Source organism: Pseudomonas sp. ES4, from assembly GCF_050586665.1.
GTDB lineage: Bacteria > Pseudomonadota > Gammaproteobacteria > Pseudomonadales > Pseudomonadaceae > Aquipseudomonas > Aquipseudomonas frederiksbergensis.
The window spans coordinates 1-18,929 of sequence record NZ_JBOBDO010000021.1 but is presented as its reverse complement, the minus strand read 5'-3'; the positions used below and the strand labels follow the sequence as shown (position 1 = coordinate 18,929).

The window sequence follows — 18,929 nt, the reverse complement described above, 5'->3', positions numbered from 1 at the left end:
AGCAATTATTCCGTTGCGGAATGAGCGACAGAGGATGTGCTGCAAGATCCTGACGTTTGTCGCTGATGTAACTGCTTGGCGCAAATCCTGTGGGAGTGAGCCTGCTCGCGATAGCGGCGTGTCAGGCAACCCATTTATCGAATGGATAAATGTCATCGCGAGCAGGCTCACTCCCACAGGGGATCTTCAGCGAACACGAGCGACAAAAAAGGCGCCCTTCCCAGGACGCCTTTTTCATTGGCTTCAGCAATTACTGGCCGCTGTAGATCTGATCAAAGACCCCGCCATCATTGAAGTGAGTCTTCTGCACCGTTCGCCAGTCACCAAAGGTCTTCTCCACCGACAGGAACTCCACTTTCGGGAAACGATCGGTGTACTTGGCCAGCACCGCCGGATCACGCGGACGCAGGTAGTTCGCCGCCGCAATCTCCTGACCTTGCGGCGACCACAGGTACTTCAGATATTCCTCGGCAACCGCACGGGTGCCTTTCTTGTCGACGGTTCTGTCGACCACCGACACGGGCGGCTCGGCTTCGGCGGAGACGCTTGGGTAAATGACTTCGAACTGATCACGACCAAATTCACGGGCAATCATTTCCGCTTCGTTTTCGAAGGTCACCAGCACATCACCCAGCTGGTTGGTCATGAAGGTCGTCGTGGCGGCGCGGCCACCGGTGTCGAGCACTGGTGCTTGTTTGAACAGCTTGCCGACGAAGTCTTTGGCTTTGCTTTCGTCACCACCGTTTTTCAGCACATAACCCCAGGCCGAGAGGTAGGTGTAGCGGCCGTTACCCGAAGTTTTCGGGTTTGGCACGATCACCTGCACGCCGTCCTTGAGTAGGTCAGGCCAGTCTTTCAGGGCTTTCGGGTTGCCTTTGCGGACGATGAACACGGTGGCCGAGGTGAATGGCGCGCTGTTGTTCGGCAGGCGTGTGACCCAGTTATCCGGGACCAGTTTGCCGTTGTCCGCCAGGGCGTTGATGTCGGTGGCCATGTTCATGGTGATGACGTCAGCCGGCAGGCCATCGATCACTGAACGCGCCTGTTTGCTGGAGCCGCCGAAGGACATCTGCAGGGTGATGTTTTCGTTGTGCTCGGCTTGCCAGTGTTTCTGGAAGGCCGTGTTGTAGTCCTTGTAGAAGTCGCGCATTACGTCGTAGGAAACGTTAAGCAGGGTCGGAGCGGCCTGGGCCACGCTGGACAAAGCCAGGCCAGCAGCGAGAAGTGAGGCGCCAAAGAGTTTTTTCACTGCGCAGTCCTTGTTTTATAAAGAGTGTTCTAAGGTTTTTATTTAAAAGAGGCAATTTGCCAGCGACTATAACGGGGCTCGCATAGTCCTTTAAAGATTAAAAAGTGCTTTGCTTATTCCGTTTTCTTAAACAACGCATTCCCGCATCGGGAGCAGAACGCCGCCCCATGTTCGTGGTTGTTTTTCTTGCACACCGGACAATCATGTTGCAGTTGTTCGCCGCGCATCGCGTTGGCCAGTTCGGCGGTGAAAATTCCCGTCGGCACGGCGATGATCGAGTAACCGGTGATCATCACCAGCGACGAAATCACCTGACCCAGCGGCGTTTTCGGCACGATGTCGCCGAAGCCCACGGTGGTCAGCGTGACGATAGCCCAATAGATGCCTTTGGGAATGCTGGTGAAACCGTGCTCCGGGCCTTCGATCACGTACATCAGCGTACCGAACACTGTCACGAGGGTGCAGACGCTGACGAGAAACACCACGATCTTCTGCTTGCTGCCGCGCAATGCGGACATCAGATAGTTGGCTTGCTTGAGGTACGGGCTCAGCTTGAGCACGCGGAAAATCCGCAGCATCCGAATGATCCGGATAATCAGCAGGTACTGCGCATCGGCGTAATACAGCGCAAGAATGCCGGGCACGATCGCCAGCAAATCCACCAGTCCATAGAAGCTGAACGCGTAGCGTAACGGCTTGGGCGAACAGTACAGTCGCAGGCCGTATTCGATGGCGAAGATGACCGTGAAGCCCCACTCGATGTACGCCAGCAGGTCGGCGTAGTTCTGGTGAACCGCGTCGATGCTGTCGAGCATCACGATCACAATGCTGGCGAGAATGATCAACAGCAGGATGCCGTCGAAGCGCCGCCCAGCCACTGTGTCGCTCTGGAAAATCATGACGTAAAGCTCTTCACGCCAGTTTCTGTTGCTGTCCATGGATACCGCCTGAACCGATGATCAGCGAAGCCTAGGTTGATTCTCCTCCAGAGTGCAAGGCGCACGGGTGACAGGGGGCTTGCCGAGCATTTGAACCACCGTGCGGATCAGCCAGCAGGAAAGGATGAACGGCGCGGTCAGCGTTGGCAGACCGATGGCGGCAAACACCGGCGTCAGCAACAGCGCTGATGCAATACCGATGAGCGGCAGCCAAGGCTTCTGGCGCTGCGAGCTGAAGGCGAGGGCGGCGAGTACGGCGTTATAGCCACCGAGGCCGATCAATGCGGTGTAGAAGTCGTGATTCAGCATGCTCCAGCCCATGCCTGCGACAGACGCCAACAACGCCCAGCAGAATGCGCGGCGATCAGCGATCAGCAAACCCGTGGCAATCATCGCACCGGCCAGTGGATGACCGAGGAACATCACCTGGCCGAGGCCTTTGAGTGGTGCGGCGAGCATGTTCAGCGTATTGATTTCGATCACGTGCGCATTTGTCGAGGGCGTGGCGAAGCACAGCAACAACCAGCCCAATCCCACGAAAGGTGCCGTATAGGCAGGCAGGTATTGGCTGATCCGCACGCGCTTGAGCCATTGCTGAGTGACCATCGCACTCAGGCCGCCGACAGCGATGATCAGCGGCGGTAACAGCGCGGACCAGGGGAAGTAGAGGCTCAGCAGTAAACCGAGCAAGACACCGTTGTAGCTGAAGAGCCCGGCCTGTCGATCGGCCTTGGCATAGCCACGTCGTTGCGCGGTGAGCAACCCGGCGACACCGCCCAGCAATGCACCGCCGAGCAGGGTGGGCGCGGTGAACAGAATGGCCAACAGGCACAGCAGACCGCACAGCGGATGGCGCTGGAGGAAGATCTGACTGAAACCGTTGAGCAGGGCAGTCGCCCAATCGGGGCAGTGGGTGTTGAAGTGGTTGGCAGGCATGGCAGTTCTGAAAGACAGTGAAACCGAGTCGCCCGCATCGCCAGCAGGCTGGCTCCCACACTGAATCTCAGTTCAGTATTGATTCCGTGATCGGCACAAAACCAATGTGGGAGCCAGCCTGCTGGCGATGAGGCCGGTATGGGCGCTCTAGATCAACGTCTCGATACGCAAGGAGTTAGTCGACCCCGGCTGCCCAAACGGCACACCCGCGGTGATCAACAAGGTGTCGCCACGCTTGGCCATGCCTTGCGCCTGGGCAATCTCCAGCGCCGTCGAGCACACCTCATCCACCTGCCGCAGCCGATCATTGACCACCGAATGCACGCCCCAGGCCACCGTCAACCGGCGAGCGGTTTGCAGGTTGGGCGTCAGGTTGAGGATCGGCACCGTTGGCCGCTCCCGCGCCGCCCGCAAACTCGAGGTGCCGGATTCGCTGTAATTCACCAGTACCGCCACCGGCAGCACATTGCTGATGCGGCGAATCGCGCAGCTGATCGCATCGGAAACCGTCGCCTCAGCCTTGGGCCGGCTGACGTCCAGTTGCGCCTGATAGTCCGGACCATTTTCTACCTGACGAATGATCTTGCTCATCATCTGCACGGCTTCCAGCGGGTACTCACCGGACGCGGTTTCCGCCGACAGCATCACCGCATCCGCACCTTCGGCCACGGCGTTGGCAACATCGGTCACCTCGGCACGGGTCGGGGCAGGGGAGAAGCGCATCGACTCGAGCATCTGCGTCGCCACCACCACCGGTTTGCCGAGCTGACGGCAGATGCTGATGATGTTTTTCTGAATCTGCGGCACGCTTTCGGCCGGCACTTCCACGCCCAGGTCACCGCGAGCAACCATGATCGCATCGCTCAATTCGGCGATCTCGCGCAGTTGCGTCACGGCCGAAGGCTTCTCGATCTTGGCCATCAAAAACGCTTTGTCGCCGATCAGTTCGCGCGCCTCGCGGATGTCTTGCGGGCGCTGCACAAACGACAGCGCCACCCAGTCCACACCCAGCTCCAGGCCGAAGCTCAGATCGCGACGGTCCTTGGCGGTCAGCGGGCTCAGGTCCAGCACCGCTTGCGGCACGTTCACGCCTTTGCGATCCGACAGCTCGCCGCCATTCAGCACCGTGGTGTCGATGGCGTCGGAGTACTTGGTCACCACGCGAAGACGCAGCTTGCCGTCGTCCAGCAGCAGGTCCATGCCCGGTTCGAGCGCCGCGATGATTTCCGGGTGAGGCAAGTTGACCCGGCGCTCATCCCCCGGCGTCGGGTCCAGGTCCAGACGCAGCGCCTGACCGCGATGCAATTGCACCTTGCCCTCGGCGAATTTGCCAACCCGCAGTTTCGGACCTTGCAGGTCCATCAGAATGCCCAGCGGATAATTCAGCTGGCGCTCGACTTCACGAATCCACTGATAGCGCTGAGCGTGGTCGGCGTGATCGCCGTGGCTGAAGTTCAGGCGAAAGATGTTGACCCCGGCCTGCACCAGCTCACGGATGTCGTCGATCCCGTGAGTGGCAGGACCGAGGGTGGCGAGGATTTTAACCTTCTTGTCAGGCGTCATTTTTAGGGCTCTCGAGAATCAGGATGGCACGGAAGTCGTTGACGTTGGTGCGGGTCGGTTCAGTGACGATCAGCGCTTCCAGCGCCTCGAAATAGCCGTAGCCATTGTTGTTGTCCAACTCGTCGCTGGCGCTCAGGCCGAGGGCGGCGGCGCGGGCGTAGCTGTCCGGGGTCATGATTGCGCCGGCGTTGTCTTCGGAGCCATCGATGCCATCGGTGTCGCCGGCCAGCGCGTAGACGCCGGGCAGGCCTTTGAGGCTGTCGGTCAGGCTGAGCAGGAATTCGGCGTTGCGTCCGCCACGGCCATTGCCGCGTACGGTGACCGTGGTTTCACCGCCCGAGAGGATCACGCAGGGCGCCGCCAATGGCTGACCGTGCAGCACAACCTGACGGGCGATGCCGGCGTGAACCTTGGCCACTTCGCGGGATTCGCCTTCCAGGTCGCCGAGTATCAGCGGGCTGAAACCGGCCTGCCGTGCTTTCACCGCAGCGGCTTCAAGCGACTGCTGCGGACGGGCGATCAGTTGGAAGTGACTGCGCGCCAGGCTCGGGTCGCCGGGTTTGACCGTCTCTGACTCCGGGCTCTGCAGCCAGTTGCGCACCGAGGCCGGGACTTCAATGGCGTAACGCTTGAGGATCGCCAGGGCTTCGCCGGAAGTGCTCGGATCGGCCACGGTGGGGCCGGAGGCGATGACCGTGGCGAGGTCGCCCGGTACATCGGAAATCGCATAGGTATAAACAGTGGCAGGCCAGCAGGCTTTACCGAGGCGGCCGCCCTTGATCGCCGAGAGGTGCTTGCGCACGCAATTCATCTCGCCGATGGTGGCGCCGGATTTGAGCAGGGCTTTGTTGATCGACTGCTTGTCGGCGAGGGTGATACCGGCTGCGGGCAACGCCAGCAGGGCAGAGCCGCCGCCCGAGAGCAGGAAGATCACACGGTCGTCTTCAGTCAGGTTGCTGACCAGTTCCAACACGCGTTTGGCCACCGCCAGACCGGCAGCGTCAGGCACCGGGTGAGCGGCTTCGACCACTTCGATTTTTTCACACGGAGCGCCGTGACCGTAACGCGTCACCACTAGACCCGATACTTCACCCTGCCAGCAACGCTCCACCACTTGAGCCATGGCCGCGGCGGCTTTGCCAGCGCCGATGACGATCACCCGACCGCTGCGGTCTTTGGGCAAATGGGCTTCGAGGACTTGCTGCGGATGGGCCGCGTCGATGGCTGTGGCAAACAGCTCGCGCAGGAATTGTTGCGGATTGACCGACATGGCGGGCTCCCGGATTTCTTGTTATTTGGAGGGCGACTCGGTTCCCTGTGGGAGCGGACCTGTGGCGAGGGGGCTTGCCCCCGTTGGGTTGCGAAGCAGCCCCATAATCTCTGATGCACCAAAGATCTTGTGAGTGCTACGCACTCAAACGGGGGCAAGCCCCCTCGCCACAGGCCTGCTCCCACAGGGTTTCGTGCAGGTTTTACTTATCGCGAATCGAGAAATTCGCCATGTGTTCCAGGCCCTTGATCAGCGCCGAGTGGTCCCAGTTGCTGCCACCGATGGCCGCGCAGGTGCTGAACACTTGTTGGGTGTTGGCGGTGTTCGGCAGGTTGATGCCCAGTTCGCGTGCGCCGGCCAGGGCCAGGTTCAGGTCCTTCTGGTGCAGGCTGATGCGGAAGCCTGGGTCGAAAGTGCCTTTGATCATGCGCTCGCCGTGCACTTCAAGAATCTTCGAGGAGGCGAAGCCGCCCATCAGCGCTTCACGGACCTTGGCTGGATCAGCACCGTTTTTCGATGCAAACAGCAGCGCTTCGGCCACGGCCTGGATGTTCAGCGCCACGATGATCTGGTTCGCCACTTTGGCGGTTTGACCGTCACCGTTGCCGCCGACCAGGGTGATGTTCTTGCCCATCGCCTGGAACAGTGGCAGAACGCGTTCGAAGGCATCGGCCTCACCGCCGACCATGATGCTCAGCGTCGCGGCCTTGGCGCCGACTTCACCGCCGGACACCGGCGCGTCGAGGTACTGAGCGCCTTTTTCATTGATTTTGGCGGCGAAGGCTTTGGTGGCCGTCGGCGAGATCGAGCTCATGTCGATCACGACCTTGCCCTTGCCAACACCGGCCGCAACACCGTCGGCGCGGAACAGCACGTCATCGACCTGCGGGGTATCCGGCACCATGACGATGATGAATTCGGCTTCTTGCGCGACTTCTTTCGGGTTCGCCAGGGCGACGGCGCCACCGGCAATCAGGTCAGCTGGTGCAGCGTCGTGGTGCGCCGACAGGAACAGGCTGTGACCGGCTTTCTGCAGGTTCAATGCCATTGGGTGGCCCATGATGCCGGTGCCGATAAATCCGATTTTAGCCATGAGAAAGTCCTCTTGTTTTTGTGTAGCTAAATAATGTGCGCGTGGCTGAGGTAGACACATCCTGTGGCGAGGGAGCTTGCTCCCGCTGGGTTGCGAAGCGACCACAAAACAGCCACTGCGGTGTGTCAGGTAGAACTGCTCGCGGGTTTACGACTGCTTCGCAGCCGAGCGGGAGCAAGCTCCCTCGCCACAATGGTTCTGTTTCAACTTCAAATCGCGTTATGGGTTTTCAACCAGCCCAGACCCGCTTCAGTGGTGGTCAGCGGCTTATATTCGCAGCCAACCCAACCCTGATAACCGATGCGGTCCAGGTGTTCGAACAGGAAGCGGTAGTTGATCTCACCGGTGCCCGGTTCGTTGCGCCCTGGGTTATCGGCCAACTGGATGTGGTTGATCTCGCCCAGGTGCGCAGCCATGGTGCGGGCCAGGTCGCCCTCCATGATTTGCATGTGGTAGATGTCGTATTGCAGAAACAGGTTGGCGCTGCCGACCTGTTCGCGAATCGACAGGGCTTGCGCCGTGTTGTTGAGGTAGAAACCCGGGATGTCGCGCGTGTTGATCGCCTCCATCACCAGTTTGATGCCCGCCGCTTGCAGCTTGTCGGCGGCGTACTTGAGGTTGGCGACGAAAGTTTTTTCCACGATGGCATCGTCGACGCCTTGTGGACGAATACCGGCCAGGCAGTTGACCTGGGTGTTGCCCAACACTTTCGCGTAGGCAATCGCCAGATCGACACCAGCGCGGAACTCTTCAACCCGGTCCGGCAGGCACGCGATACCGCGTTCGCCCTTGGCCCAGTCACCGGCCGGCAGGTTGAACAGCACCTGGGTCAAGCCATTGGCATCGAGCTTGGCTTTGATCTCGGCGGAGCTGAAATCGTAAGGGAACAGGTATTCGACACCATTGAAGCCGGCCTTGGCGGCAGCTTCAAAACGGGCAAGAAAATCCTGCTCGGTGAACAGCATGGACAAGTTGGCTGCGAAACGCGGCATGGTGGTCTCCCGTAAAAATAGGTGCCTGTAGCAGCTGCCGAGGTACGAGGCTGCGTTGGGCTGCGAAGCGGCCCCCGAGCGGTCCTGCGGACACGCAACGCAGCCTCGTACCTCGGCAGCTGCTACAGGTATCAGGTCAACTTAATCAAGCAACGAAATCGCCGTTGGCGCATCGTTGCCGACCAGCGCCAGGTCTTCGAATTCGTTGACGGCGTTGATCTCGGTGCCCATGGAAATGTTGGTCACACGTTCCAGAATAATCTCAACGATCACCGGCACCTTGAACTCTTCGATCAGCTCCTGAGCCCTGCGCAGGGCAGGCTGGATCTGGCTCGGTTCGAATACACGCAGCGCCTTGCAGCCCAGGCCTTCGGCGACCGCGACGTGGTCGACACCGTAACCGTTGAGTTCCGGAGCGTTCAAGTTGTCGAAAGACAGCTGCACGCAGTAGTCCATGTCGAAACCGCGCTGAGCCTGACGAATCAGCCCCAGGTACGAGTTGTTCACCACCACGTGGATGTACGGCAGTTTGAACTGCGCGCCCACCGCCAGTTCTTCGATCATGAACTGGAAGTCATAGTCGCCCGACAGCGCCACAACTTTACGGGTCGGATCGGCCTTGACCACACCCAGCGCTGCCGGAATGGTCCAGCCCAACGGACCGGCCTGACCACAGTTGATCCAGTGACGCGGTTTGTAAACGTGCAGGAACTGAGCGCCGGCAATCTGCGACAGACCGATGGTGCTGACGTAGCACGTGTCCTTGCCGAACACCTGGTTCATCTCTTCGTAAACGCGTTGCGGCTTGACCGGCACGTTGTCGAAGTGAGTCTTGCGCTGCAGGCTGGACTTGCGCTGCTGGCAGTCTTGCAGCCAGCCACTGCGGTTTTTCAGTTTGCCGGCGGCTTGCCATTCGCGAGCGACTTCGATGAACACGGTCAGGGCGGCAGCGGCATCGGAAACGATGCCCAGGTCCGGGGTGAACACGCGGCCGATCTGGGTCGGTTCGATGTCAACGTGGATGAACTTGCGGCCTTCGGTGTAAACGTCGATCGAACCGGTGTGACGGTTGGCCCAGCGGTTACCGACACCCAGTACCAGGTCGGATTTGAGCATCGTCGCGTTGCCGTAGCGGTGCGAGGTTTGCAGGCCGACCATGCCGACCATCAACGGGTGATCGTCTGGAATGGTGCCCCAGCCCATCAGGGTCGGAACCACCGGAATACCGGTCAGCTCGGCAAATTCCACCAGCAATTCGCTGGCGTCGGCGTTGATGATGCCGCCGCCGGCCACCAGCAACGGACGCTCGGCCTGATCGAGCATGGCCAGGGCCTTCTCGATTTGCACGCGGTTAGCGGTTGGCTTGGCCAGCGGCAGTGGTTCATAGGCGTCGATGTCGAATTCGATTTCAGCCATCTGCACGTCGAACGGCAGATCGATCAGCACCGGGCCTGGACGGCCGGAGCGCATTTCGTAGAAGGCTTTCTGGAACGCGTAAGGCACCTGGCCCGGTTCCATGACGGTGGTTGCCCATTTGGTCACTGGCTTGACGATCGAGGTAATGTCGACGGCCTGGAAGTCTTCCTTGTGCATCCGAGCGCGGGGAGCCTGGCCGGTAATGCAAAGAATCGGGATCGAGTCGGCCGAGGCACTGTAGAGCCCGGTGACCATGTCGGTACCGGCAGGTCCCGAAGTGCCGATGCACACGCCGATGTTGCCGGCCTTGGTGCGGGTGTAGCCCTCGGCCATGTGCGAGGCGCCTTCAACGTGGCGAGCGAGGACGTGATCGATGCCACCGACCTTCTGCAAGGCGGAGTACAGCGGGTTGATCGCGGCGCCCGGGATGCCAAAAGCGGTATCAACCCCTTCACGGCGCATCACCAGAACGGCGGCTTCGATTGCTCTCATTTTGCTCATGGTTTTGGTGCCTCTTACGTTTTGTAATTGTATACAAGTGGCTTTGCGCAGAGTGTATTCACGGCGGACGGCGCAGGTCAATCCATTTTCTCAAGCGGCCGTTTCATTCGTCGGAAGCCCAATCTACTGTGGCTTTTCGTCGCATGTGGCGTTTTTCGAGAATTATTGTATACAAAAAAATAACTCATTGTGTTCTATTTGTTGCATCGGACTGTCGAACAAAACGCAGTCCAGCAGCTTTCCCTATAACAAAATGAGGACGGCACCATGAGCGCTTTAACCTTGAAAGTCGCAGTCAACCTGGCCAATCAGGCTATTTCCGCAGGGCGTGCAATCTCGGCGGCTCCATTGACCATCGCGGTACTGGATGCGGGTGGACACTTGGTCACCCTGCAGCGTGAAGACGGCGCCAGCCTGCTGCGCCCGCAGATCGCCATCGGCAAAGCCTGGGGCGCCATTGCCCTGGGTAAAGGCTCACGCCTGCTGGCACTGGACGCACAACAACGCCCGGCGTTTATCGCCGCTTTGAACAGTCTGGGGCAGGGCAGTGTGGTGCCGGCACCGGGTGGGGTGTTGATTCGGGATCAGGACGGGAACGTGCTGGGGGCTGTCGGTATCAGCGGGGATCTTTCGGATGTTGATGAGCAATGTGCGATCACTGCGATCGAGGCGGCGGGGTTGCGGGCGGATGCGGGGGTGACTGCTTGATTTTGTAGTGCCTGACCCATTGCTATCGCGGGCAAGCCCGCTCCCACAAGGATCGACGGCGTTCACATATTTTGTGTACACCAACAGCCCTGTGGGAGCGGGCTTGCCCGCGATAGCTATCTACCAGACACATCCAGCTAAAAGTCTGCATCACCACCCGGCATTTCCAGGTCTAGCCTTTCATGAACCAATCATGAGAGAGGTAATGGAATGCCTGATTTACCCGCTTCACATCGCTTACGAACGGGCCGCTATGCCGAGCCCAATCGAGTTTATTTGCTGACCACCAATACACTTGATCGTGAACCGGTTTTTAAGGATTTTGCTTTGGGCAGACTGGTCGTTCATCAATTTCGCCAAGCACAACATCTGGGGTTAGTGAATTCACTGGCTTGGGTAGTTATGCCTGATCACTTCCACTGGCTGGTCGAATTGGAAAAATGTTCGCTCAGCAAACTGATGCGCCAAACCAAGTCATTGAGTACTCGAGAGGTGAACCTTTCCAGTAATAGAAATGGGCCACTCTGGCAGCAGGGCTATCACGATCGGGCATTGAGGCGAGAGGAAGACATGGTGAAGATGGCACGGTACGTTGTAGCCAACCCATTGCGGGCAGGGCTCGTAGAACACCTGGGCGACTATCCGCTGTGGGATGCTATTTGGCTTTGATCAAACTCCGAGTCGCCGCCATCGCGGGCAAGTCGGATCGCCGCACCGCCGCTCCCACAGGTTTCGAGAGGGCTCACACCTTTTGTGTCACCACAGATCGTGTGGGAGTGGGCTTGCTCGCGAAGGGTGCGCCGCGGTCTACCGGTCCGGCTCACACCCCTTGAGCACCAACCGGATAATCGTCTGCGCCGCCGCCTCGTAATCCGCCTCATCCAGCTTCGCTTTACCGGTCACTGCGGAAATCTGCCAATCAAAATCGGCATAGGTCTGGGTAGCGGCCCAGATGCTGAACATCAGGTGGTTGGGGTCGATCGGGGCAATCTGGCCGCGGTCGATCCAGGTCTGGATGCAGTCGATGTTGTGCTTGGCCTGGCCGTTGAGCCGTTCAACCAGATCAGCGCTCAGGTGCGGGGCACCGTGCATGATTTCGCTGGCGAACACCTTGGAGGCGAAGGGCAGGTCGCGGGAGATGCGGATTTTCGAACGGATGTAGCCGCTCAGCACTTCGCTGGGCACGCCGTCGGCGTTGAACGGTGTCGAGGCCTGCAGAATCGGTTCGATGATGCTTTGAAGGACCTCGCGGTAGAGGTTTTCCTTGGATTTGAAGTAGTAGTAGACGTTTGGCTTGGGCAATCCCGCCTTGGCTGCGATGTCACTGGTTTTGGTCGCAGCGAAGCCCTTGTCGGCAAATTCTTCACTGGCGGCACGCAGGATCAGTTCTTTGTTGCGCTCGCGGATAGTGCTCATAAACCAGGTGGTTCCTTGCCTGTGCTGGCGGTTGCGCATGGTAGCACCGGCCTCGCGCGGCGCTCAAGAATGCCCCGCAGCACGTTCGGCCGCGCTATGCTGCGCAGCATTCACTATTCGAAGGAAACCTGATTCATGGCAGGAAGCAGTTTGCTGTTGCTGATCGACGACATTGCCGCGGTACTCGACGACGTGGCATTGATGACCAAAATGGCCGCCAAGAAGACTGCCGGCGTGCTCGGTGACGATCTGGCGCTCAATGCCCAGCAGGTTTCCGGCGTGCGCGCCGAGCGGGAAATCCCGGTGGTATGGGCGGTGGCCAAGGGCTCGTTTCTGAACAAGCTGATCCTGGTGCCCTCGGCCTTGGCCATCAGTGCGTTCATTCCGTGGCTGGTCACGCCGCTGTTGATGGTCGGTGGCGCCTACCTGTGTTTCGAAGGTTTCGAAAAACTGGCGCACAAATTCCTGCACAGCAAGGCTGAAGATCAGGCCGAACATGCTGAGCTGGTCGAAGCCGTGGCTGATCCGGCGGTCGATCTGGTGGCGTTCGAGAAAGACAAGATCAAGGGGGCCATCCGTACGGACTTCATTCTGTCGGCGGAAATCATCGCGATCACTCTGGGTACCGTGGCGGATGCTTCGCTGACCCAGCAAGTCATCGTGCTGTCGGGCATCGCCATCGTCATGACCATCGGCGTGTATGGCCTGGTGGCGGGCATCGTCAAACTCGACGACCTCGGTTTGTGGCTGACCCAGAAGCCTGGTCAGATGGCCAAAAGCATCGGCGCCGGGATTCTGCGTGCTGCGCCATACATGATGAAAAGCCTGTCGGTGATCGGCACGGCGGCGATGTTCCTGGTGGGTGGCGGGATTCTCACCCACGGCGTGCCGGTGGTTCATCACTGGATTGAGAGCGTCAGCGCAGGGGCGGGCGGTGCCGGGTTTATCGTGCCGACATTGCTGAATGCGGTGGCGGGGATTGTGGCGGGGGCGGTGGTGTTGGTGGGCGTCATGGCCGCGAGCAAAATCTGGAAAGCAGTGAAAGGCTAAACCTGTGGGTGTTTGATTGTTCCCACGCTCTGCGTGGGAATGCCTCAATTGGACGCTCTGCGTCCGCTTCCAGGTGTGACGCAGAGCGTCACGGGCTGCATTCCCACGCAGAGCGTGGGAACGATCAGGCCATTCGATTCGCATCGAATGGCCTTTTTTGTTGCCGATGAATTACTCGGCGATCTGCAACTTGCGCGACTCGGTGTACACGTAGCGCACTTTCTCGTACTCGAACGGCGAGTTCAGTTGGCCATAGCGGAAGCCGGTCTGATAGCGCTTGTCGATGGAACGCAAGATCAAGACTTCAGGATGGTTGGAGCTGACCTCGGCGACGTTCAGGAAGTTGATTGCCGATTCTGCGCTGAAGTCCGCCACCAGGCCGCCAGTGTCGCGGATGTTCGATGGGCCGAGGATTGGCAACACGAAGTAGGCGCCGCCCGGTACACCGTAGAAGCCCAGCGTCTGGCCGAAGTCTTCGTTCTGGCGCGGCAGCCCCATGGCCGTGGCCGGGTCCCACAGGCCGGCGATGCCGACGGTGGTGTTGAGCAGCAGGCGCGCGGTGGTTTCCATCGAACGCTGCCCCTTGAACTGCAGCAAGCTGTTCAACAGGTTCGGCACGTCACCAATGTTATTGAAGAAGTTGCTCACGCCAGTGCGCAGGAAACTCGGCGTGATGTAGCGATAGCCGTCGACCACTGGCAGGAACACCCATTGGTCGAAGCGGTAGTTGAAGTGGTAGACGCGGCGGTTCCACTCTTCCAACGGGTCGTAGACGTTCAGTGCGTTAAGCGTGGAGCGTTCGAACTCGCGTTGATCCAGTCCCGGGTTGAATTTGAGTTTGCTCAGCGGCTCCTTGAAGCCATCACTGTCAATCACAACCGGTGCGTTGGCTTTGCTGTTGTCGGCATTGGCGACGCCTGCGCAGAGTAGCGCTGCGATAAGCAGGAGGTATTTAGCCACGGAAAAACTCCAGCATGGCGTCGCTGTTGACGCGGTAATTAAGGTTGCCGCAATGGCCGCCCAGTGGGTAAACGGTCAAGCGATCACCAAAGGTCTTGCGCAGGAAACCCAGGTCGCCAGGGCCGAGAATCACGTCGTCGGCGTTGTGCATGACGGCGATTTTCGGGCTGTCGCGCAGGTAATCCTTGAGTGCATACAAACTGACCTGATCGATCAATTGCAGCAGGCTCCCGCCGTCGGTACGGGCGCGCCACATAGGGATGACTTGCTCGGTGATGTAGCAATCGAAGTCGCACTGCAGCGCGCGCTTGAGGAACGGCGTGAGGGTAGTGCCTTCGGTGATCGGGAATTTCTGTGGAATGATCAGGCCGCGACGGTTGATCAGGTCCGAGGTGAAGGCAATGTCGGCTGCCGAGAAGCGGAACGAAGTGCCGATCAGCATGGCCATCTGTTCGTTGCTCAGGTGCTGCTTGGACTGCTGGAAGTCGTAGAGCAGCGCATCGTTGAGGTCGATGTAGCCTTTCTGCTGGAAGTAGCGGGTCAGTTTGTCCAACACCAGCTCATAGAACGTGGTGCTGTTGTTGATGCCCTTGACCTCGGTCTGGACCAGCTTGTCCAGGTTGGTGATCGAGGTGTAGAGGTTGACCGGCGGGTTGAGCAGCAAGACTTTCTTGAAGTTGAAGCTGCGACGGGTTTCATCCAGATGCGCGACGAACGCTGCGTCCAGTGCGCCCAGGCTGTAGCCGGTCAGGTAGTAATCGGTAACGTCGACATTCGGGTTTTGTGCCCGCACGGCCTGCATCACCCGATACATGTCTTCGGCATCTTCCTTGGTGATACCGGGTGTGGCAAAGCGTGAGGCGGCGCTCATGAAGTCGAAGCTGGTGGGCGACGACAGTTGCACCACGTGGTAGCCGGCCTTGTAGTAGAGCTTCTTCAGGTATTCGTTATGGGTGCTGTCATAGCGCGCGCCGGTGCCGGCGATCAGGAAAATCAGCGGAGCGGCTTTATCCTGGGTGGCGATGCGGTAGGTGAGTTTCTTCACTGGCCAGAAGTTGTCCGGCAAATCGAATTCACGCTCCGGGCGCAACCTGACGCTACGGGTTTGCTGATCGATGTCGTCGTCCAGCGGCAACTCCGGACGAAGGTCCGGCGGTGTCGTTGCGATGGTCGCCTCGAACGGGTTGGTCAAGGGGTAGCCATAACTGGCGGCGTCGATGTCCACCGCCAGTGCGGACGCACTCAAAATAAGGCCGCCAAACAAGGCGGCGAAGCGCAAGGAACGGAGCATGACTAGATCCCTTAGAGAAAGGTGCCGAATGAAGTTCGCAGGCTATGACCACGGGGTTTGCGCCAAAGTGCCATGAGTCGGCACCAATCAGGCCTAATTTCGGGGTAATAGTAGCTGGACGATACACTTTGCAGTGATTCCGTGACCAATTATCTGTCACATGCGCTTGCTTAGCGCTGGCGGGAGATTAAGCTGGCCGCCGATTTCGTTGATTGGAGTGCTTCATGTCCCGCCGTCTGCCTGTGATTCTGCTGCTCGTTCTCCTGCCGTTATGGCTGGCCGCCAGTTATGGCGCGCGGTATGGCTTCATGGAGGATGCTCAATGGGTCGGCATCTGCGTGGACGAAGCGAGCCGCTGGGAATGCCAGGTTCGTTCGAGCCTGGGCTTGATGATTCACTTCAAGGTATTGGGCTTCGCGGCATTGGCGGCAGCCGTTATCGGGTTTGTGCTGCCGGGCCGGGCAGGGTGGTGGTTGGCGGTGCTGGCGCTGGTGTTCGGGTTGCCGGCGTTGGCGTTGTACAACACGACGTTGGCTGTTTTTGCGGTGGTGCTTGCTGGATTGCGTCTGGTCCGGGCTTCCCGCAGCGTCTGACAGTCAGCCATCGCGAGCAAGCTCGCTCCCACAGGGATCTTTGTCGTACACAAATTCTGTATTCGCTGAAGAACCCTGTGGGAGCGAGCTTGCTCGCGATGAGGCCAGTAGCTGCGCAGAGGATTACCCCTTGCGAACCCGCAAACTGCGCCACAACGCTGCAACCATCAATACACTCACCAGCGCCCAACCCCAGGCCTGCTGGTTCTGCAAGCCTTCACGGTAAAGCTGCGGCGCAATGCCGGCACCGATGATGAAGGTCAGCAGGGCAATCTCACGACGCGGCACACTGACCGGGCGGCACAGATAAACCAGCGCCGGCAGGATGAACGCGACGCTCGGGAAGCTGCGATAGCGCGGATCGAACACCAGCTCCAGCATGGTCACTGCAGCGGCAAACCCGGCCACCGCGAGCAACCAGCCCGCCCGACGTTCCAGCGCATTGAACGTCCGTCCGCGCCAACCGGCCCGAGGGCTCAGGGTCAGGGCCGCATGGGCCAGCACCAACACATTCAACGCCGTCAGCAAAGCGACCCACAACCATTCACTGGTAAACCGCGTGGTGATACGGGCCAGGTCACCCCAGGCGCCAATCGAGCAAGCGGCCAGCGCACCGAGCAGCGGTAGAACCAGCGCGGCGCGAGTGCTGCGTACACGGCCGCCGAGGATCAACGTGCCAAGGAAAATCAAACCACCCACCGCCAGCCACTGCGACCAGTAAGGTACGTTCGACACCGGACCGGCAAGCACGCCCTTGTCCTGGCGATCGGCATCGAACAGCCCCCAGTAACCACCGACCGCACCTTCGCTGGCGCGTTTCCATGGCTGGTCGAAGGCTTCGATCAGGTTGTAATGCCAGCCTTGCTGCTCCGCCATGATGACAAAAGCACGAATGAACCTGGCTTCATTGACCCGGCTCGGCAGGGCGGTTTCACGCTGACGGCCTTCGCTGGGCCAGCCGGTTTCACCAATCATCACGTCCTTGGGGGCGAACTTGTTGCCAAACACCTGACGTACTTCGGCCACATGCTGCAGGGCCGCGTCGATATTCGAAGGGGCATCTTCCCAGTACGGCAACAAATGGATAGTCAGGAAATCCACCGCCGGGGCGATTTCCGGGTGCTTGAGCCAGAACTCCCAGACGTCCGCGTAAGTGACGGGTTGCTTGACCTGGCTTTTGACTTTACTGATGAGCTTGACCAGTTGCGCGCCCGTGACTTCCTTGCGCAACAGGGTTTCATTGCCGACGATCACCGAGGTCACCACGTCCGCGTTGGCGTTGGCCGAGGCGATCAGCAGGTCGACTTCCTTGGCGGTGTCCACCGCGTTGCTGTTGACCCAGGCGCCGATCATCAGCTTCAGCCCGTGCTTGCGCGCCAGGTCGGGCAGGGCCTCGAGGCCGGTCATGGAATAAGTGCGGATGCACTCGAAGCTTTTGGCCAGCAGTGCGAGGTCGGCGTCCATGCGCTCGGGGCGCAGCTTGAACGGTTGATCGAACGGCGATTGGTCCTTGTCGAACGGGGTGTAGGAGGCGCATTGCAGCTTGTGCGTCGCACTGGCCACGTCTGGCAGCACCACCGGTTTACCGAGGCCATACCAGAAACCACCCAGGGCAAAAAGCCCCAGCAGGCAGGCGAATAGATAAGCAAAAAAAGGAAAGCGGGATGTCGCGGGCATGGTCAGGCCGTCTGGGAGCAAAGCCGCGCATGTTACCTTCATTTGCGGCATGGCTGGTGGCCTGCATACTTTTGACATGCAAAGTTTGGGCGGATTGGCGGGCGGACTTTCGGTGGTCTAGATTAATGGCGTTCTGATGTCGTTTCTCGATGCCTTGAGGTCGCTGGCAGAGAAGGTCGTCATTGTCCTGAGGTTGATTATCGACGCGTCAGTGCTCTCATAGATAAATCGCGCTGATGTTCGGATGAGTTTGCGGTGGGCGTGATGGGCGCGCTGTGCACTATAACAATACGTTGACGCGACTCGGCATCCGTCGAGCGCAGCACTTTCGGGGAAGTAACGATGAAGATGCGACGACTCTTGGGCGCAGGTGCCGCTTTGGTGCTGGCGATCAGCTCTACTTTGGCCAGCGCCGAAGGCAAGGCAGTGACTATCGGTTATGTCGACGGCTGGTCGGACAGTGTTGCCACGACCAACGTGGCTGCTGAAGTGATCCGGCAGAAACTTGGTTATGACGTGAAACTGCAAGCAGTTGCCACCGGGATCATGTGGCAGGGTGTAGCCACTGGCAAACTCGATGCCATGATGTCTGCGTGGCTGCCTGTGACTCATGGTGAATACTGGACCAAGAACAAGGACCAGGTCGTCGATTACGGTCCGAACTTCAAGGACGCAAGAATTGGCCTGATCGTGCCGGAGTACGTCAAAGCCAAAAGTATTGCCGATCTGAAAACCGACGACAGCTTCAAAAATCGCATCGTCGGCATCGACGCCGGTTCGGGCGTAATGATCAAGTCCGAACAGGCCATCAAGGACTACGATCTCACCGGTTACCAACTCAAGGCCAGTTCCGGCGCCGGCATGATTGCCGAGCTGACCCGTGCCGAGAAGAAAAACGAATCCATTGCTGTCACCGGTTGGGTGCCGCACTGGATGTTCGCCAAGTGGAAACTGCGCTTCCTGGACGACCCGAAAGGCGTTTATGGCGCGGCAGAAACTGTAAACAACATCGGCAGCAAAGAACTGGCAACCAAGGCTCCGGAAGTTGCCAAGTTCCTGAAGAACTTCCAGTGGGCGTCGAAAGACGAAATCGGCGAAGTCATGTTGGCCATTCAGGATGGTGCCAAACCTGAAGCCGCCGCCAAGGATTGGGTCGCCAAGCACCCGGAACGCGTTGCAGATTGGACTAAATGATTTGAGCTGACGCGTCTGGTCAGCACTTCTCAAGGCCGCTTGGCATAACCGCCAAGCGGCCTTTTGCTTTCCTTTGTGGGAG

At 59.3% G+C, this 18,929-nt stretch carries 17 protein-coding genes; 5 read left to right on the top strand and 12 right to left on the bottom strand.

Annotated features, from left to right (window positions below):
- Positions 1–250 precede the first annotated feature (250 nt).
- From ACQ4OB_RS21105 to gcl, 8 genes are all read right to left on the bottom strand, one after another.
- Positions 251–1,249, bottom strand: a complete 999-nt coding sequence (locus tag ACQ4OB_RS21105; RefSeq protein ID WP_430956381.1) for a sulfate ABC transporter substrate-binding protein — start codon at positions 1,247–1,249, stop codon at positions 251–253.
- A 113-nt stretch (positions 1,250–1,362) separates the two neighbouring features.
- Positions 1,363–2,187, bottom strand: a complete 825-nt coding sequence (locus tag ACQ4OB_RS21100; protein ID WP_102614675.1) for an ion transporter — start codon at positions 2,185–2,187, stop codon at positions 1,363–1,365.
- 21 nt (positions 2,188–2,208) lie between these two features.
- Positions 2,209–3,123: an urea transporter gene (locus ACQ4OB_RS21095; RefSeq protein ID WP_430956380.1), complete on the bottom strand. Its 915-nt coding sequence runs from the start codon at positions 3,121–3,123 to the stop codon at positions 2,209–2,211.
- Positions 3,124–3,270: 147 nt separating this feature from the next.
- Positions 3,271–4,686 (bottom strand): pyruvate kinase, encoded by a 1,416-nt coding sequence (pyk, locus tag ACQ4OB_RS21090; RefSeq protein ID WP_074874623.1) that lies wholly within the window; start codon positions 4,684–4,686, stop codon positions 3,271–3,273.
- A complete protein-coding gene (locus tag ACQ4OB_RS21085) occupies positions 4,676–5,956 on the bottom strand; it encodes a glycerate kinase type-2 family protein (protein WP_074874625.1) in 1,281 nt (426 codons plus the stop codon). Before ACQ4OB_RS21085 ends, pyk begins: the two co-directional genes overlap by 11 nt.
- 202 nt (positions 5,957–6,158) lie before the next feature.
- A complete protein-coding gene (locus ACQ4OB_RS21080) occupies positions 6,159–7,049 on the bottom strand; it encodes a 2-hydroxy-3-oxopropionate reductase (protein WP_074874627.1) in 891 nt (296 codons plus the stop codon).
- Between the two features lie 209 nt (positions 7,050–7,258).
- Positions 7,259–8,041: a hydroxypyruvate isomerase gene (gene hyi / locus ACQ4OB_RS21075; protein ID WP_430956379.1), complete on the bottom strand. Its 783-nt coding sequence runs from the start codon at positions 8,039–8,041 to the stop codon at positions 7,259–7,261.
- Positions 8,042–8,182: 141 nt separating this feature from the next.
- Complete coding sequence (gene gcl, locus ACQ4OB_RS21070; RefSeq protein ID WP_074874631.1) at positions 8,183–9,958, bottom strand: glyoxylate carboligase; 1,776 nt, start codon at positions 9,956–9,958, stop codon at positions 8,183–8,185.
- Positions 9,959–10,225: 267 nt separating this feature from the next.
- Between gcl and ACQ4OB_RS21065 the strand changes: the two genes are divergently transcribed.
- Complete coding sequence (locus tag ACQ4OB_RS21065; RefSeq protein WP_076030200.1) at positions 10,226–10,666, top strand: GlcG/HbpS family heme-binding protein; 441 nt, start codon at positions 10,226–10,228, stop codon at positions 10,664–10,666.
- A 210-nt stretch (positions 10,667–10,876) separates the two neighbouring features.
- Positions 10,877–11,335 (top strand): REP-associated tyrosine transposase, encoded by a 459-nt coding sequence (locus ACQ4OB_RS21060; protein WP_430956378.1) that lies wholly within the window; start codon positions 10,877–10,879, stop codon positions 11,333–11,335.
- 138 nt (positions 11,336–11,473) lie between these two features.
- Here the strand turns inward: ACQ4OB_RS21060 and ACQ4OB_RS21055 are convergent, their stop codons facing one another.
- Positions 11,474–12,082 carry a TetR/AcrR family transcriptional regulator gene (locus ACQ4OB_RS21055; RefSeq protein ID WP_074874639.1) on the bottom strand — a complete coding sequence of 203 codons (609 nt, stop codon included), beginning with the start codon at positions 12,080–12,082 and terminating at the stop codon, positions 11,474–11,476.
- Positions 12,083–12,217: 135 nt separating this feature from the next.
- Between ACQ4OB_RS21055 and ACQ4OB_RS21050 the strand changes: the two genes are divergently transcribed.
- Positions 12,218–13,132 (top strand): DUF808 domain-containing protein, encoded by a 915-nt coding sequence (locus ACQ4OB_RS21050; protein ID WP_430956377.1) that lies wholly within the window; start codon positions 12,218–12,220, stop codon positions 13,130–13,132.
- Positions 13,133–13,303: 171 nt separating this feature from the next.
- Here the strand turns inward: ACQ4OB_RS21050 and ACQ4OB_RS21045 are convergent, their stop codons facing one another.
- Positions 13,304–14,092: an MlaA family lipoprotein gene (locus ACQ4OB_RS21045; protein ID WP_074874646.1), complete on the bottom strand. Its 789-nt coding sequence runs from the start codon at positions 14,090–14,092 to the stop codon at positions 13,304–13,306.
- Positions 14,085–15,383, bottom strand: coding sequence for a serine/threonine protein kinase (locus ACQ4OB_RS21040; protein ID WP_074874647.1), 1,299 nt, complete (start codon positions 15,381–15,383; stop codon positions 14,085–14,087). The genes ACQ4OB_RS21045 and ACQ4OB_RS21040 overlap by 8 nt, the downstream gene beginning before the upstream one ends.
- A 224-nt stretch (positions 15,384–15,607) precedes the next feature.
- Here ACQ4OB_RS21040 and ACQ4OB_RS21035 point away from each other — a divergent pair, with 224 nt between their 5' ends.
- Complete coding sequence (locus tag ACQ4OB_RS21035) at positions 15,608–15,976, top strand: hypothetical protein (protein WP_074874648.1); 369 nt, start codon at positions 15,608–15,610, stop codon at positions 15,974–15,976.
- Between the two features lie 123 nt (positions 15,977–16,099).
- Here ACQ4OB_RS21035 and ACQ4OB_RS21030 read toward each other — a convergent pair whose 3' ends face one another.
- The gene (locus ACQ4OB_RS21030) at positions 16,100–17,695 is read right to left on the bottom strand and encodes a beta (1-6) glucans synthase (RefSeq protein WP_430956403.1); all 1,596 of its coding nucleotides are present in this window, start codon (positions 17,693–17,695) and stop codon (positions 16,100–16,102) included.
- Positions 17,696–17,995: 300 nt separating this feature from the next.
- Between ACQ4OB_RS21030 and ACQ4OB_RS21025 the strand changes: the two genes are divergently transcribed.
- On the top strand, positions 17,996–18,847 hold the full coding sequence (locus ACQ4OB_RS21025; protein ID WP_074874649.1) for a glycine betaine ABC transporter substrate-binding protein: 852 nt from the start codon (positions 17,996–17,998) through the stop codon (positions 18,845–18,847).
- The last annotated feature ends 82 nt before the right edge of the window (positions 18,848–18,929 follow it).